The organism is Niallia sp. FSL W8-1348, assembly GCF_038006745.1.
GTDB classification, from domain to species: domain Bacteria; phylum Bacillota; class Bacilli; order Bacillales; family Cytobacillaceae; genus Niallia; species Niallia alba.
Map to the genome: position 1 here is coordinate 2,378,833 of NZ_JBBOVV010000001.1, position 15,441 is coordinate 2,394,273.

The 15,441-nt window shown below is 34.7% G+C and carries 15 protein-coding genes and 1 pseudogene; 13 read left to right on the plus strand and 3 right to left on the minus strand.

Going from position 1 to position 15,441, the window contains the following annotated elements; translation table 11 throughout:
• Positions 1 to 168 precede the first annotated feature (168 nt).
• From yycF to rlmH, 8 genes are all read left to right on the plus strand, one after another.
• Positions 169 to 879 carry a response regulator YycF gene (gene yycF, locus NST60_RS11430; protein ID WP_016201493.1) on the plus strand — a complete coding sequence of 237 codons (711 nt, stop codon included), beginning with the start codon at positions 169 to 171 and terminating at the stop codon, positions 877 to 879.
• 8 nt (positions 880 to 887) lie between these two features.
• Positions 888 to 2,717, plus strand: a complete 1,830-nt coding sequence (gene walK, locus NST60_RS11435; RefSeq protein WP_016201494.1) for a cell wall metabolism sensor histidine kinase WalK — start codon at positions 888 to 890, stop codon at positions 2,715 to 2,717.
• Positions 2,714 to 4,027 carry a YycH family regulatory protein gene (locus NST60_RS11440; RefSeq protein ID WP_341098795.1) on the plus strand — a complete coding sequence of 438 codons (1,314 nt, stop codon included), beginning with the start codon at positions 2,714 to 2,716 and terminating at the stop codon, positions 4,025 to 4,027. Before walK ends, NST60_RS11440 begins: the two co-directional genes overlap by 4 nt.
• Positions 4,014 to 4,814, plus strand: a complete 801-nt coding sequence (locus NST60_RS11445; protein WP_341098796.1) for a two-component system regulatory protein YycI — start codon at positions 4,014 to 4,016, stop codon at positions 4,812 to 4,814. Before NST60_RS11440 ends, NST60_RS11445 begins: the two co-directional genes overlap by 14 nt.
• A gap of 6 nt (positions 4,815 to 4,820) precedes the next feature.
• Positions 4,821 to 5,609 (plus strand): MBL fold metallo-hydrolase, encoded by a 789-nt coding sequence (locus NST60_RS11450; protein ID WP_016201497.1) that lies wholly within the window; start codon positions 4,821 to 4,823, stop codon positions 5,607 to 5,609.
• 189 nt (positions 5,610 to 5,798) lie between these two features.
• Complete coding sequence (locus NST60_RS11455; RefSeq protein WP_341098797.1) at positions 5,799 to 7,010, plus strand: S1C family serine protease; 1,212 nt, start codon at positions 5,799 to 5,801, stop codon at positions 7,008 to 7,010.
• A 306-nt stretch (positions 7,011 to 7,316) separates the two neighbouring features.
• Positions 7,317 to 7,478 (plus strand): CxxH/CxxC protein, encoded by a 162-nt coding sequence (locus NST60_RS11460; protein WP_016201499.1) that lies wholly within the window; start codon positions 7,317 to 7,319, stop codon positions 7,476 to 7,478.
• 80 nt (positions 7,479 to 7,558) lie between these two features.
• Positions 7,559 to 8,038, plus strand: coding sequence for a 23S rRNA (pseudouridine(1915)-N(3))-methyltransferase RlmH (rlmH, locus tag NST60_RS11465; protein ID WP_341098798.1), 480 nt, complete (start codon positions 7,559 to 7,561; stop codon positions 8,036 to 8,038).
• Between the two features lie 591 nt (positions 8,039 to 8,629).
• Here rlmH and NST60_RS11470 read toward each other — a convergent pair.
• From NST60_RS11470 to NST60_RS11480, 3 genes and pseudogenes are all read right to left on the minus strand, one after another.
• Positions 8,630 to 9,682: pseudogene (locus NST60_RS11470) on the minus strand (recombinase family protein); the annotation flags it as partial.
• Positions 9,683 to 9,858: 176 nt separating this feature from the next.
• Complete coding sequence (locus NST60_RS11475; protein WP_341098799.1) at positions 9,859 to 10,452, minus strand: hypothetical protein; 594 nt, start codon at positions 10,450 to 10,452, stop codon at positions 9,859 to 9,861.
• A complete protein-coding gene (locus tag NST60_RS11480) occupies positions 10,452 to 10,688 on the minus strand; it encodes a hypothetical protein (protein WP_341098800.1) in 237 nt (78 codons plus the stop codon). The genes NST60_RS11475 and NST60_RS11480 overlap by 1 nt, the downstream gene beginning before the upstream one ends.
• 413 nt (positions 10,689 to 11,101) lie before the next feature.
• On the opposite strand from NST60_RS11480, the gene NST60_RS11485 reads away from it, so the two are divergent.
• The 5 genes from NST60_RS11485 (at position 11,102) to NST60_RS11505 (ending at position 15,225) form a co-directional block, all read left to right on the plus strand.
• Positions 11,102 to 11,716 (plus strand): HAD-IA family hydrolase, encoded by a 615-nt coding sequence (locus tag NST60_RS11485; protein ID WP_341098801.1) that lies wholly within the window; start codon positions 11,102 to 11,104, stop codon positions 11,714 to 11,716.
• A 761-nt stretch (positions 11,717 to 12,477) separates the two neighbouring features.
• Entirely contained in the window at positions 12,478 to 12,804 is a 327-nt protein-coding gene (tnpA, locus tag NST60_RS11490; RefSeq protein ID WP_341098001.1) for an IS66 family insertion sequence element accessory protein TnpA, read from the plus strand.
• Positions 12,794 to 13,153, plus strand: coding sequence for an IS66 family insertion sequence element accessory protein TnpB (gene tnpB, locus NST60_RS11495; RefSeq protein WP_341098000.1), 360 nt, complete (start codon positions 12,794 to 12,796; stop codon positions 13,151 to 13,153). Before tnpA ends, tnpB begins: the two co-directional genes overlap by 11 nt.
• Before the next feature lie 112 nt (positions 13,154 to 13,265).
• Complete coding sequence (tnpC, locus tag NST60_RS11500; RefSeq protein WP_341099768.1) at positions 13,266 to 14,816, plus strand: IS66 family transposase; 1,551 nt, start codon at positions 13,266 to 13,268, stop codon at positions 14,814 to 14,816.
• Positions 14,817 to 15,024: 208 nt separating this feature from the next.
• The gene (locus NST60_RS11505; protein ID WP_341098802.1) at positions 15,025 to 15,225 is read left to right on the plus strand and encodes a hypothetical protein; all 201 of its coding nucleotides are present in this window, start codon (positions 15,025 to 15,027) and stop codon (positions 15,223 to 15,225) included.
• The last annotated feature ends 216 nt before the right edge of the window (positions 15,226 to 15,441 follow it).

Genomic DNA, 15,441 nt, shown 5'->3' on the forward strand with positions numbered 1-15,441 from the left:
ATTTAATTCATCTTTAAAGGATATTCTGACTGCTTGTTAATGGGGAATAAGCTTATAATAGAAAAAAAGTGATTATATAAATTTAAAATGGTAAAGTAGACAGTAGAAGTAAACAATAAAAGTATGATATATGACGATAGATAAACTTGATATAAGGAGATTAACTGAATGAATAAAAAGATTTTAGTTGTAGATGATGAAAAACCAATTGCTGATATTTTGCAGTTTAATTTAAAGAAAGAGGGCTTTGAGGTTTATTGTGCTTATGATGGCAATGAGGCTTTGGAAAAGGTGGAAGAGATTCAGCCAGATTTAGTATTGCTAGATATCATGTTGCCGCAAAGAGATGGAATGGAAGTATGCCGTGAAGTCAGAAAGAAATATGAAATGCCGATCATTATGTTAACGGCTAAGGATTCAGAGATAGATAAGGTATTAGGCTTAGAATTAGGAGCAGATGATTACGTAACAAAGCCTTTTAGCACGAGAGAACTGATTGCACGTGTAAAGGCAAATCTTAGACGACATCAGCAAGTTTCTTCTGCTGCAGAAGAAGAGAAAGAATCTAATGAAATTGAGGTTGGTTCACTCATTATTCATCCAGATGCTTATATCGTATCGAAAAGAGGAGAAATGATTGAACTGACTCATCGTGAGTTCGAATTACTATATTATTTAGCAAAACATATCGGACAAGTTATGACAAGAGAGCACTTGCTTCAGACTGTATGGGGTTATGATTATTATGGGGATGTACGCACAGTAGACGTAACCGTAAGAAGGCTAAGAGAGAAAATTGAGGATAATCCTAGTCACCCAACTTGGATCGTGACAAGAAGAGGCGTTGGCTATTACTTAAGAAATCCTGAGCAGGAGTAAATGTATTAATGAAAAAAGTAAGTTTTTTTCGTTCCATTCATTTAAAACTTGTATTAGTTATTGTTTTGCTTATTCTCATTTCTATCCAGATTATCGGCGTCTATTTTGTAAAGACATTGCAGACAACGCTATTGGACAGTTTTAAAATATCAATTCAAGAAAAAGTCAATATTTTATCGATTTATTTAGAAGAGCAGCTTGTAAAGGAAAGAGTTGTGGAAAAGGGCGATGCCACGTTAGAAGATGATATAAAAAGAATTCTAAGTGATAATAATTCATCTGATATTAAAGAAATCAGGGTTGTTGATAGTAATGGCATTATAGTTGGAACTTCTGATCCGGAAAATCAACATTTAGTTGGGCAAAAAATGGTCGATATTTCGGTAAGACGGGTTCTCTCTAATTCTTCACAACCAGATAATCCGATCAAGCAGAAAAATGGAGAAAAAATCTATGAGTTGATTACGCCTATAAAAACAAATGGTGATGAAACAGTCGGAGCCATTTATTTAGTGGGCAAAATTGAAAATGTATATAAACAAATTGATAAGATTAATCAAATCTTTCAAAAAGGAACCATTATCACGTTAGTTGTTACCGCCATTTTAGGAGTGCTATTAGCAAGAACAATTACAAAGCCAATATCCGATATGCAAAAGCATGCTTTCGCCTTATCAAAGGGGAATTTCTCTCGAAAGGTTAAAGTGTATGGGTTTGATGAAATTGGTCAGCTGGCAATCACTTTTAATAATTTGACAAAGAAGCTTCAAGAATCACAGGCAACAACAGAAAGTGAAAGAAGAAAACTCTCTTCTGTTTTAGCCTATATGACAGATGGGGTCATTGCGACAGATAGAAGAGGGCGAATTATCCTTATTAATGAACCAGCTGCAAAGATGCTAGATGTTTCACGTGAAACAGTACTTTCTGAGCCGATTATTAATCTTCTTGATCTAAAAGAAAAATATACATTTGAGGAGTTATTAGAGGAAAGAGAATCGGTTATTTTGGATTATAGTACCCATTATGAGCCCTATATATTACGGGCAAATTTTTCCGTTATCCAAAAAGAGACAGGATTTGTGAATGGTTTAATTACAGTTCTCCATGATATTACCGAACAAGAAAAAATTGATATGGAAAGAAAAGAATTTGTAGCGAATGTTTCCCATGAATTGCGGACACCATTAACGACGATGCGCAGTTATGTGGAGGCATTATATGATGGCGCATGGAAAGATGAAGAATTAGCTCCAAAATTCTTGAATGTTACGCAAAATGAAACAGAGCGTATGATACGTCTTGTAAATGATTTATTACAGCTTTCCAAATTAGATAGCCGTGATTATCAGCTAAATAAAGAACTGGTTGACTTTATCGTATTTTATAATCGCATTATCGATCGTTTTGAATTGACAAAACAACAAAATGTTATCTTTTTAAGAAAATTACCGAAGAAAGCAGCATTTGTGGAAATTGATGAAGATAAATTGACACAAGTACTAGATAATATCATTTCTAATGCACTGAAGTATTCTCCTGAAGGTGGGAAAATCACTTTTTCTATAAAGGAGCAGGAGCAGCAAATTATTGTAAGTGTATCCGATAATGGTGTTGGTATTCCAAAAGAAAATATCGATAAAATATTTGATCGTTTCTATCGTGTCGATAAAGCGAGAACACGTAAGCTTGGTGGAACAGGACTTGGTCTGGCCATCGCAAAAGAAATGGTAGAAGCACATGGGGGAAGAATTTGGGCATCCAGTAAGGAAGGAAAAGGAACAAAAATATCTTTCACCCTACCGTATATTCAATCTGAAGAGGATGATTGGGGATGAAATATGAAAGTGTAAAAAGCGGCATATTAGTCTTTCTCGTTGCATTAAGTGTGTTATTATATTATCTCCTTTGGACAGACCAAGTTGGAGAATTTGATGCGATTGGTAATAGTAGCTCGACTATGGCACAAGAGAAATTAGGGGATAAAAAGGAAGTAAGTGAAGTAGTAAAACCAGACGAAATTTACCAACACATCGATGGCATACATTATGGTACAATTTCAAAGGTCGAAATAGATGCTATTATCAATAAGCTTAAAGAGTTTGAATATGCAGACTTTTGCAATGTGACTTCAAGTGTTGATGGTATAGCCAATTTCTTAGAAGAACAGGATAATAGTTTAGAAATAAGATTTCCGGGACAAGTCCCTTTTCGTATTTATAAAGATATTTTAAGCATAGACCAAGATAATTCCTTTGATTTTGATACCATTTTGTTTTCTTATAAGGATGGAACTGTTTATTTTCTGTCTAAAGAAACAGAGAAAGTATATGAAACAACGATACATGCAAAAGATTTAGAACAGCTTAATAAATTGAAAGAAAATGTGTATGCGGAAAAAACAGTGTATTCCACTTATTTCTCCTATAAACCAAATAATCAGTATTTAATCTACTTGCCAAATGGGAAGAAGGAAGTAAATAAATACAAGTATTTTACGCGACAAATTGAGTCTATTCGTATGAAGAGAGCGTTATTTACTGATCCAAGTATTGCGCAAAAAGAAATTCTAACGAATTGGGAAGAGTATACAGATGATTCGGGGTTATTACGAATATATAAAGATACCCATATTGTTAGCTTCTTTAAACCTTCAGGCATTTCGAATGAAATGACTCAAAATCATATTATTAATAATAGCATCGAGCTGATTAATCAGCGAGGTGGCTGGATTAATGACTATCTCTATGTCGGTCGAGATGAAGATAGAAAAATCACTTTTCGTTTATATAATACAAATGGAATGCCTGTATTTAATTTAAAAACGGAAATATCCGATATTCGATTATACTGGGAAAATAATAAGGCAAAGCGCCTTTTAACAAGTAATTTAGTTATTATCAGCACAACTACTCCGTTTGATTTTTCGAAAGAGAATGTCTCATCAGGAGAAGAGGTTTTACAATATCTTCAAAGTAATAAAAAGTTGAAGACAGAAAAACTCCAGAATATTGTGATCGGATACGATATGCAGGTCGATTCGCAAAATATCGTTTCTTTACAGCCAACCTGGTTTTACCAATATGATCATAAATGGTATACCTTATATTCGGAAGGAACAGGGGGCAACTTAGATGGACTGGAGTAAGATAAAGACCATATTTATTATTGCCTTTTTATTATTAGACGTATATTTAATTTATGAATACGTAAAGATCAAGGAATACCAGCGTGCTGATGACTCTACAACAGAGCCACCAACACAAACACTTTCACGATTAGATATTAAATACGATAAAGAGAAACTGCCCGTAAATAATCAAAAGGATCAATATTTATCAGCAAAGTCGAAGAAATTTACGGATGATGAGATTAAAAAGCTGGAAAAAGGTCTATTAAGTGGACAAGAAATTATAGTAAGAGATAGTATATACCTTCAGGCGGTTTTAGTAGAACCGATTAGTATTAAAGAAGAGTTTAGTCCAGATGATTTAACGGATTTCCTTCTTAATTCTGTGCTTAACGGTGCAGAGTATCACTTTTGGGAAAAGAAAGGAAATACCATAAAGTATTATCAGCAGCATTCTGGAAAAACATTGTATCGAAACCCTAAAGCAGAGCTTACCTTTAATGTAAATGAAGAGAACAAAATTGTTTCCTATAACCAGACGTATTTGGAAAACATTAAAGAAATGGATGAAGAAGAGCTCATTATCCAGCCCCTAGAGGTGATTCTTAACCTATTTAAAAATAATTTCATCGAAAGTAATTCGTATGTAAGTTTTGTAGAGTTAGGCTATTATACACAGCTTGATACTTCTGCACAGCTGCTTGCACCTACGTGGAAAGTGACCGTGGATGAAGAAGATTTTTATGTGAATGCACTAGATGGACAAGTTATTCAGCCAGAAACAGAGGAAATGAAAGTGGAGTGAGAGAAAATGCGTTTTAGTGTTCTCGCAAGTGGCAGTACTGGAAATGCCATTTTTGTTGAATCAGGAGAACATTCCTTTTTAGTCGATGCAGGATTAAGCGGAAAGCAAATGGAAGGCTTATTTCAGGGCATTGAACGAAAAATGAGTGATTTAACAGGCATATTAGTGACACATGAGCATAGTGACCATATAAAAGGGGTAGGGATTGTAGCAAGAAAATATAAATTACCTATCTATGCGAATGAAAAAACATGGAAAGCAATGGATCCTTTAATTGGAGAAATTCCGATCGAACAGAAATTTCATTTTGATATGGAAACAGTAAAGACATTTGGTGATTTATCGATTGAATCCTTTGGTGTATCTCATGATGCAGCAGAGCCAATGTTTTATGTTTTCCATGAAGGTGGAAAAAAGCTCGTTCTTATCACAGATACCGGTTATGTAAGTGATCGCATGAAAGGGATTATTTCCAATGCAGATTCGTATGTGTTTGAAAGCAATCATGATGTGCAGATGCTCCGGATGGGTAAGTATCCATGGAATATTAAAAGACGTATTTTAAGTGATGTAGGGCATGTCTGTAATGAGGATGCGGCGATCGCAATGAGCGAAGTTATTGGGGATCGCACAAAGCATATCTATCTCGCTCATTTGAGCTTAGATAATAATATGAAGGACTTAGCGAGGATGTCGGTTGGGCAGACGTTAGAAAGTCGTGGAGTTGGTTTGGGTGAACAGGTTCATTTATTTGATACCGATCCAAGAATACCGACCAAATTAATGGCGATATAAAAGGAAGAAAAAAAGCGGATATTTAGTTATTCGCTTTTTTTACTGGGAAGAACTGAAAGTATGTCAGGAATGCTTTTGGGCATTATATAGAGAAACTTATTTAAGTATTTCGTTTGTTTTTTTGAAAAAAAGGAAAAATAATAAGGATATAGGTTAGGAATTATTTTAGATAAATGTTTTCGGAAAGGAATGAAGCTTGTGGTATATGATTATGGTAATCGGGGAGATGGACCAAAGAGAGGCTCAAGAAAGGGATATTTCTTCTCTGGATTTATTGGTGCGATTATTGGTGCAGTACTGGTATTATTACTAAGTCCACGTTTGATGGATTTAGCAATTTTTCCGGGTAATGAGGATACAGGAAGTTTAGTAAGTAATTCTGAGGGGGTAAAAACACAGAATGTTTCGTTGAACGTGGAAACAGATGTAACGAAGGCAGTGGATAAAGCTGCAGATTCGGTTGTCGGTATTACTAATCTACAGTCCTCTAATTTCTGGGCCGACGAAACGACCGCAGAAGAAGCTGGTACAGGTTCTGGCGTTATATATAAGAAAAGTGGCGGGAAAGCATTTATTGTTACAAATAACCACGTGGTACAAGGGGCAACAGAGCTTGAGGTCACGTTATCAAATGGCAAGAAGATCAGTGCTGAGCTAATTGGTGCTGATATTTGGACCGATTTAGCAGTAGTGGAAGTAGACGCAAGTGAAATCACCAAAGTTGCCGAGTTTGGGAACTCGGATACGTTAAAAGCAGGTGAGCCGGTCATTGCAATTGGAAACCCTCTAGGCCTAACATTTTCAGGATCTGTGACACAAGGGATTATATCTGGGTTACAGAGAACCATCCCTGTCGATATAAATGAAGATGGTACACCTGATTGGCAATCGGAAGTTATTCAAACCGATGCAGCAATTAATCCTGGAAATAGCGGTGGTGCCCTTGTTAATATTGAAGGACAGCTTATTGGCATTAACAGCATGAAGATTGCTGAATCTGCTGTAGAGGGAATTGGACTTGCAATTCCCATTAATTCAGCGATTCCGATTATTGAGGACTTAGAGCAGCATGGTGAAGTGCAACGCCCATATATGGGGGTAGAGCTACAATCGGTAAGTGATATTCCAGGCTATTATCAGCAAGAAGCATTAAAGTTACCGAATGATGTAACGACAGGTGTAGCGATAAAAGATGTTTCACCAAACTCTCCAGCGCAAAAAGCTGGATTAAAAGAACTAGATGTTATTGTGGAACTAGATGGAGAAGAAATAGTCGATTTAATTGCTTTAAGAAAGCATTTATATACAGAAAAGAAAATCGGCGATAAGATGGATGTGAAATATTATCGAAACGGAAAGCTAGAAACAACAGAGCTTACGTTATCGGAAGATCAAATGTAATATGAAGAAGTAGAGCGAAGCATTTTTTAGTGCCGCTCTACTTTTTTTTTGTGTACGAATTTTTTAGACGGGGATACTATAGCTAAATAGAATGTACTCGATGAAAAAATTGTTTCAAAAAATAATGAAGTGCTTGTGGGTAAGGCTTTATAGGAAAAAGCAGAGGAATTTCGTTAGAGTGGTTGCAGTTTTTGGGTAGAATGATAAGATGGAGTGTGGATAACTAAAATTCAAATCAAGGAAAAATATTATCCACAATTATTTTTAGAAAAATGAAAATAGCAAGAGGCAAAAGGAGAAGAAAAAATGATTTATAGTTGTGCTGAACACGTTGATATAGCAATAGATTCCGTTGTAAATGAGTATGAAACATTTCCGATTTTGGAACAAATTTCAGAGGAAGAAAAGTTATCAACAACCTGTGAATATTGTAAAAATAACGCCATATATATGGTGGCGAACAAGTGATTCCATACTATATGTGGATTAAAAATGTGGATATGTGGATAAGTTCTGTGGATATCTTGTTTGTAAAGTGAGGAAAGCGTGTGAATATCTCAATTATTACAGTTGGAAAATTAAAAGAAAAATATTTAAAGCTTGGAATCGAAGAATATACAAAAAGGCTTTCAAGCTATTCTAAAATAGAAATCATCGAGGTGCCAGACGAAAAAGCACCCGAAATTTTAAGTGATGCAGAGATGCTTCAAGTGAAGAAAAAAGAAGGAGAACGAATCCTTACCAAAGTTCCAACTGATGCACATGTTATTGCACTAGCGATAGAGGGCAAGCAAAAATCTTCAGAGGAATTAGCAGATACAATCGATAAATTAGGTACATATGGGAAGAGTAAGGTTACTTTTATTATTGGTGGATCGTTGGGGCTTAGTGACGAGGTATTGAAGCGAGCGGATGATAAGTTGTCGTTTAGTAAGATGACATTTCCCCATCAGTTGATGCGGTTGATTTTGGTGGAGCAGGTTTATCGGGCGTTTCGGATTAATCGGGGGGAACCGTATCATAAATAGAGGCAAAAAAAGTTGTAAATAAGGTGGCATTTTGTCGTTTAGATCAGGATTTGAAGTCGAACTTTCCTCTGAATCAAGATACAGTATGTGGATGAGTGTAAAGGTCTTGGACAGATTAACTTCGGAAAAGTCAAAATCTAGTTCAATTTTATCCACAGTTCTAGAACGACCATTAGAATGCTTAATCGTTATGTTATTTAGTAAGAGCTGAAAGAGTTGCTTCTTTTTTTCTCGCGAAGACTGTTTGAAAATTCCTAAGAACTTTTCTAATAAATGACGAATAACATCTGGTGGAATTACCTTTGAGTCTGATGAACTTAGTTGAATGCTAAGTTCATTTTTCTTTTGCTCTAACCCCTTTTTTTCTATGGAAAGCTTTTGTAAACGTTCTTGTAAAATTGCAGTTGGGAAAAGATTCTGTTCAAATGCTTCCATGTACTTTTCTTGCATGGTATTAACTTTTATTAGCTGCTGTACAAACTTTTCTAATTCGTGCTGGTTGTGTATAGTCGATTGAACTGTTTTCTTATTTAGAGACTCAATTGTATTGATATAGAGTTTGGAATCGGCTAAGAAATCTTTTAAACGGTTAATTACAGATTCTTCTGCTTCATAAGCTCGAATTGAATTAGCTTTACAGGCAGAAGATCCTTTATTATGAAAATTACTACAGACGTAGTAACGGTGTTTATATTTTGACCCATCTTTTCGAACAGAAGTAGTAATTGAAGGTACCATTCCTTGGCCACAATCAGGACATCGAAGAATACTACTTAATAGAAAAGGTTCGTTTGATTGACGTTGCTTAAAGGATTTACTTTGTCTACGTGCTTGGATAACACTCCAAAGCTCGTTGGTAATAATGGGTTCGTGTTTTCCGTCTACAATAATTGGGTTTGGGTTTTTCCCTTTCCTCCGTCGTTTATCCCAATTTTCCACTTGTAACCATCTTATCTTTCCTATATAAACTAGATTGTCTAAAATTGTTGCTATACCGTTGATTGAAAAGTGTCTATCGTGCTTTGTCTTATAGCCGGCTTTGTTAAGAAAATTAGCTATTGCCTTTAAGCCTTTACCTTCTGAATACTTTTCGAAGATTAAAGTTACAATTGCTGCTTCTTTCTGGTTTATCAATAGTTCTTTCTCTACTGAATCATAGCCAAATACAAGACCTCCATTCCATGAACCTTCTTTTGCTCTTTGTGTCATTCCAAGCTTTACGTTTTCTGATAGGGCATTACGTTCCATTTCGGCGATAGAAGCCATAAGTTGAACGACTAAACGGCCTATGGGACTACCAGTGTCAAAGTTCTCTGAGTAAGAAATAAACTTCACGTCGTTTTCTTCAAATTGATCTAGTAAAATGAGGGTGTCTAACATATTACGGGAGAGGCGTGATATCTTCCAAACTAATACTGCTTGAAATTTCCCCTTATCTATATCAGCTACAAGTCTTTGCATTGCAGGGCGGCCTTTAATAGATTTTCCACTTATTCCTTCATCCACATATTCATTTGAAATCTCCCAACCATAAAGATTTGCGTATTGACGAAGGGTTTGAAGTTGAGCTGATATACTGTAACCTTCTGATGCTTGTTCTTCAGTACTTACACGTGCATAAATAGCAACTTTCTTTATCTCCATCTAATTACCTCCTTTGAATTAATCATACAATGGAAAATAAAAAAGGAGAAAGGACAGTTTGCCTTTTTCCTAATCTAATGATAAGTCATTTTGGTTGAAGTTATAAATTATGTCTTTTATTTTACGATCCTTGGTGCTATCACCTTTAAGAACATGAACTTCCTTAATGATATAATTTAACAGTAATTTTCTCTCTTCGTTAGGAAGTATTTCATAAAAATCACTAAATCTTTTGACACAAAAAGTAATAACATCCTTGGATGTATGACTTTCTTAAAATTTATCTGTTTTGTAAGTTCTTCTAAGACTATATTATTTTTATTTAATTCTTCTTGATGAGACAAAAGTTTACTTTTTAATAATTCCTTGTCTAAACAGGCTGTTGGATCATCCATTAAATCAATAACTGTATTCATCCTTTTTTTGCCAAGTTCTATTTGATTTTCTATTCTTTCTACCTCTTTATAAACTGGTTCAAGTTCAAAAGATAATAATGATTTAGTTGCAGATTCAATATAAGGTGAAAGGTCGAAGCCTTGTAAAAAGCTAAAGAGTTCATTTAAAACGAACTCTTCTGCATATTCTTTTTTTACAAGATTGGATGAACTGGTTGAAGCAACTAACACATAATGTTGAGATTGTTCATCATGTTGGAAATCAGCATTATAACTTGCATACAAGGCTTGTAAAGTAGAATCTTTATATATTTCTATTAATTTGGCAATATCTTTTGTTTTTAACGCTATTAGGAGTTCAGGCACAAATTTCATTACAATTCCATGATGTCTATGTTATTTTTACAATTTGAAATTCGATTCACAAGTTGGGATTGATGGTCCATTTTTTCATTAATAAATGTAACTTTTATTTTATTTCCTTTTTCAACATGTCTATCTAAGAAGTGATAGAATGAGTATTCATCTGAATAAGGTAAAACGACTTCTTTTCGATCTTTATTTTTAAATATATTGTTTTTCTGTGTAAAAAGCTTTGGATTAATTAGCATTTTTATTCACTCCCATTTTACATCGTTGAGTTGTTATAAACTTGGCGAAAGGGGAAATACTTATCTTCTATTTTACTACAACAGTTTGATAACCACAATTTGGATTAGGGGAAATTATCCAGTTATGCACAGAATTTCTAAATTGTTTATAATAGAAATATGTTTTCCACAAAATGAACATCTCTTTGTGTATAATAAAGAGTGAATGGAGAGAAAATATATTTCACCAAAAGGCGAATATATGGCTCTAAGCTCTGGAAGAGGTTAAGCTGGCAAGGCTATGACTGTGTTGTTACTCTAAGTACTTTTCAGTAATAGGGAAATAGTTTTAAAATGTTAAAAAATAGAATTTACTCATTTAGAATGCTATCTTCATGGGTGAAAGCATTTAAGTTCTTATTGGGGGAGTTAAAATGTACAAGCATATAATTTGGGATTTTGATGGTACGCTTTTTGATACGTACCCAGTGATGGCAAAAATATTTAAGGAAGTACTTAAAGAACATGAAGTAGAAGAGCCTTTAGAAGAAATCATGAAACAATTGAAGGTATCTGCATCATCTGCATTAAAATACTATGAAAAAAAGTATTTAATAGACAAAGAGTTTATAATAAAATATAAAAAACGAAAAAAAGAGGCGGAATTAGAATTATCTAAACCATTTGAAGGAATTGAAGATATTTGTAAATACATTCATTCGACTAATAGAAGAAATTATTTACTTACGCATCGAGGGGAATCTTCAATTAGATTATTGAAAAATTACGGTTTATATGGTTATTTTGCTGATTTTATTACATCTGTACAAGGTTTTGAGAGAAAACCAAGCCCGGATGGAATTAATTATCTTATAAATAAATATAATATAATTCACTCAGAAGCTATAATGATAGGAGATAGAGATTTAGATTTATTATCTGGGAAAAATGCAGGGATAAGTGCTTGTTATTTTACTGAAGGAAACGATAAAAATAATAATGCTGATTTCATAATTAATAACTTTCAGCAATTGTACTTTATTGTATAAATTTTTATAGACTGTGAAACACGGATCAATTAGAGAGAGCATGAATTTATTTAATTTAGGAATGATATTCTATTCTTCAATATCTTAGGCTAGGGCATTTATTTCTGTTTCTAACTTAGATAGATGCTCTTTCTATTGAAGAGGTATAAAGATATACATAATTTAGACTCAAGATATGGCTGCGAATAGAGCGTTTTTTATGGTTTACGAGTTTCTGTTGCTTTCAATTTTCAATAGCTTTTCCACCAGCCCTCAGTAATGTACCACTTTTACAAAACCTTACGGCTGACTTCTGAACAGACTTCTTTTTTGTTATCCTCAAGAATATTTGCAAGGACTTTAAGTACTTTAACACGTGAGTAACTATGAAAACCTTATTGCTTTTCTTTATTTAGGAGGGCTAGAACTTTATAATACTAAAGGGTCTATAGTCAAAAAAATACCTTATCTTATTTAAAACCAGCTTTTTCTATTTTGACCTTATTCAGTAGAGTATGCGATAGGCACGAAACAGAACCCACCTGATATCAGGTGGGTTTCAAGTGGTTAATACAAAAAAATCTTACTTTCTTACAAAATAAAAGTTGTTAAACTAATACTAGTTCGAGTAAAATTTCTAAAAAAATTTATTAGAAACATAATAACAAAAGGTTCTACAAACAAAGATTATGTCTGTAAGCGTCAAACTCTTCCCACATGTTTATATATAATAATCTTTGAGATAATCTTTTCAAATACTATAAATTTGAGGAGGTTTTTTCATGACTAAAAGCCGCAATCTAGCATTACGGAAAGAATGGGAAGAGAGAATTGCCGCCCACAAAGCAAGTGGTCAATCCCAGGCTAAATGGTGTGAGGCTAATGGTGTAAGTTATCATCAATTTGGATATTGGAAAAAAAGAATTAAAGATCAACATAAGGAGAAAGAGAATAATTCGTGGGTTTCAGTAATCATAGAAGAAACTAAACCAACACAATGCAGTTCTTTAATGATCAAGGTCGGCACTGTTTCTATCGAAGTAAATCCTGGCTTTGATCCTACACTTCTTACAAATGTCATAAAGGTATTGAAAGAGAATGTTGAATGAAGTTACTGTTGATCGCGTTTATCTCGCACGTGGAGTCACGGATATGAGAAAATCGATTGATGGATTAGCTGTACTTGTTCAAGAAGCCTTTGATCTAGATCCTTTTTCTCCTAATCTATTTGTATTTTGTAATAGAAAGCGAGATAAAATGAAAATTTTATATTGGGATAAAAATGGATTTTGGCTCTATTACCGTCGACTTGAAAAGGGACAATTCCAATGGCCATCAGATGACAATGGTTCTACTCCTTTAATAATAACTAGGCGACAACTAAATTGGTTACTAGATGGGTTATCCTTGGAACAAAAACATGCCCATCCTGTCGTAACTGCAAGAACCGTTATTTAAATAATGAAAAATCGAAAATTTGTCTATCTTGTTGTATAATAAATTCATGAAAAAGACAGCGAAATTATCTACCAAAACTCCTACAACTGAAGAACTTCTAAAACGCTTAGAAATGCTGGAAAAGCAAAATGCAGAATTAGAGGCGAAGCTCAAAGAAAAAAACGAATTAGAAGCCAAATTAAAATGGCTTGAAGAACAGCTTCGTCTTCTGCAACATAAAAGATTCGGCGTATCAAGCGAAAAAACTCTCCCTGGTCAATTGGAACTTTTTAATGAGATCGAAAAGGAATCAAATTCTGAGTTACCAGAACCTGTTTTAGAATCTATTTCCTTTCAGCGTCGTCGTAAAAAACGTGGTCAACGTGAAGCGATGTTAGAAAACCTGCCTGTGGAAACGATTGAATATCGTTTGCCAACTGAGGAACAGGTCTGTTCGTGTTGCGGTGGAGCATTACATGAAATGAGTACAGACATTCGACAAGAGCTAGTTTATATTCCTGCGGAATTGAAAGTGAAAAAACATGTTAAGTATGTTTATTCTTGTCGCCATTGTGAGCATGAGGAGATTCATACACCTATTAAAACAGCACCTACGCCCAAACCGGCTATACCGGGAAGCCTAGCATCTCCTTCTATCTTGGCACATATTATGACTCAAAAATATGTAGATGGTCTTCCTTTATATCGTCAAGAACAACAATTTAATAGGATGGGTATTAATCTGTCTCGTCAAACTTTTGCCAACTGGATGATTATTGGTACGGATCGGTGGTTAAGTGTACTATATAATCGGATGCATTCCCTTTTATTAAAGCTGGATTTATTGATGGCTGATGAAACTACTCTCCAAGTTCTACACGAACCTGGCAGACCAGCCACATCTAAATCTTATTTATGGTTATATCGCACAGGAAAAGAAGGACCACCCATTATTCTTTATGATTACCAGGAAACAAGGGCAGGAGAAAATCCGAAGAACTTCCTGAATGGTTTTAAAGGATACTTACAAGTTGATGGTTATGCCGGGTACCATAAGGTACCCGATGTAACACTGGTAGGCTGTTGGGGTCATGCCCGTAGAATGTACACGGATGCACTAAAATCCATGCCAGCAAATAGCACAAAACCAGTTACAGCAACAGAAGGTCTAAATTTCTGTAATCAACTTTTTGCGATTGAACGTAAATTAAAAGAACTTGATCCAAAAGATCGTTATGATGAACGTCTTAAGCAAAGTAAACCAGTACTAGACGCTTATTTGTCATGGCTTAAAATACAAGAACAAAAAGTTTTACCAAAGAGTGCACTTGGAAAAGCTATTGCATACAGTCTAAATCAATGGGATAAGTTAGTGGCCTATTTAGAGGATGGACGTTTGGAGATAGATAATAATCGAAGCGAACGCTCCATTAAACCAGTAATTATTGGAAGGAAAAATTGGTTATTCGCAAATACACCGCAGGGTGCACGAGCAAGTGCCATTATATACAGCATTGTGGAGACAGCCAAAGCAAATGGATTAAATCCATTTTACTACCTTCGCTATCTGTTTGAGCAGCTTCCCAATATTGATTTGACAGATGATAAAGCCTTAGATCAATTGCTTCCTTGGTCATCATCAACTCCTGTAAATTGTATAGTCTTTAATAAGTTATCTAAATAATACTATAGGCTCCCATCTTGATAAAGGTGGGAGTTATTTGACGCTTACTTACCTCTAGTCTCCGTTCTGCTCTCTTATAATGGAAAGACAATGCAATTAAATGATGTTCTTTTAGATACTGGATGTTTGTTCCACAACTATTTTCGATACTGATGAAGTAGAAGCAATTGGCCTAATTATTGACCGAGCTAATGGCAGACCAAGAAGGATGTATGGAGTTGGAGGAGAAAGTGAACTCTGCTATGAACAAATTGTATCTGATTTAATAATCAATCACCATTTGTTCGATGCCTTTCAATTACAGTTAGGAATAACCAAAGAAACCTATGGATTTAATGGCATTCTTGGAATAGATTTTATGATTGAATCTGGTGTGATAATAGATTTAAAGGAGATGATAGTGAAGTAAGCATTTTGTATCTCCGCTAGAGGATTCACTTGGAATCAATCCTCTTAACCCCTGAAGTGCTTGGATAATAGGGGCATGTACTCCTTCTGTCTAACACCGCTTCTCCCGCAGGAGTCTCATGCCTTCCACTTCAATCAACAAAATGCAAAAAAATCAACATTCAGCTTTAGCATAGCCTATTTGAAAAAGAACGAAGGCAGGGCTGCAGGAAAAAAC

Bases quoted from the DNA above. Each gene is read 5' to 3' on its own strand.
- yycF (WP_016201493.1), top strand. From the start codon at position 169: ATGAATAAAAAGATTTTAGTTGTAGATGATGAAAAACCAATTGCTGAT.
- walK (WP_016201494.1), top strand. From the start codon at position 888: ATGAAAAAAGTAAGTTTTTTTCGTTCCATTCATTTAAAACTTGTATTA.
- NST60_RS11440 (WP_341098795.1), top strand. From the start codon at position 2,714: ATGAAATATGAAAGTGTAAAAAGCGGCATATTAGTCTTTCTCGTTGCA.
- NST60_RS11445 (WP_341098796.1), top strand. From the start codon at position 4,014: ATGGACTGGAGTAAGATAAAGACCATATTTATTATTGCCTTTTTATTA.
- NST60_RS11450 (WP_016201497.1), top strand. From the start codon at position 4,821: ATGCGTTTTAGTGTTCTCGCAAGTGGCAGTACTGGAAATGCCATTTTT.
- NST60_RS11455 (WP_341098797.1), top strand. From the start codon at position 5,799: ATGAAGCTTGTGGTATATGATTATGGTAATCGGGGAGATGGACCAAAG.
- NST60_RS11460 (WP_016201499.1), top strand. From the start codon at position 7,317: ATGATTTATAGTTGTGCTGAACACGTTGATATAGCAATAGATTCCGTT.
- NST60_RS11475 (WP_341098799.1), bottom strand. From the start codon at position 10,452: ATGAAATTTGTGCCTGAACTCCTAATAGCGTTAAAAACAAAAGATATT.
- NST60_RS11480 (WP_341098800.1), bottom strand. From the start codon at position 10,688: ATGCTAATTAATCCAAAGCTTTTTACACAGAAAAACAATATATTTAAA.
- NST60_RS11485 (WP_341098801.1), top strand. From the start codon at position 11,102: ATGTACAAGCATATAATTTGGGATTTTGATGGTACGCTTTTTGATACG.
- tnpA (WP_341098001.1), top strand. From the start codon at position 12,478: ATGACTAAAAGCCGCAATCTAGCATTACGGAAAGAATGGGAAGAGAGA.
- tnpB (WP_341098000.1), top strand. From the start codon at position 12,794: ATGTTGAATGAAGTTACTGTTGATCGCGTTTATCTCGCACGTGGAGTC.
- tnpC (WP_341099768.1), top strand. From the start codon at position 13,266: ATGCTGGAAAAGCAAAATGCAGAATTAGAGGCGAAGCTCAAAGAAAAA.
- NST60_RS11505 (WP_341098802.1), top strand. From the start codon at position 15,025: ATGTATGGAGTTGGAGGAGAAAGTGAACTCTGCTATGAACAAATTGTA.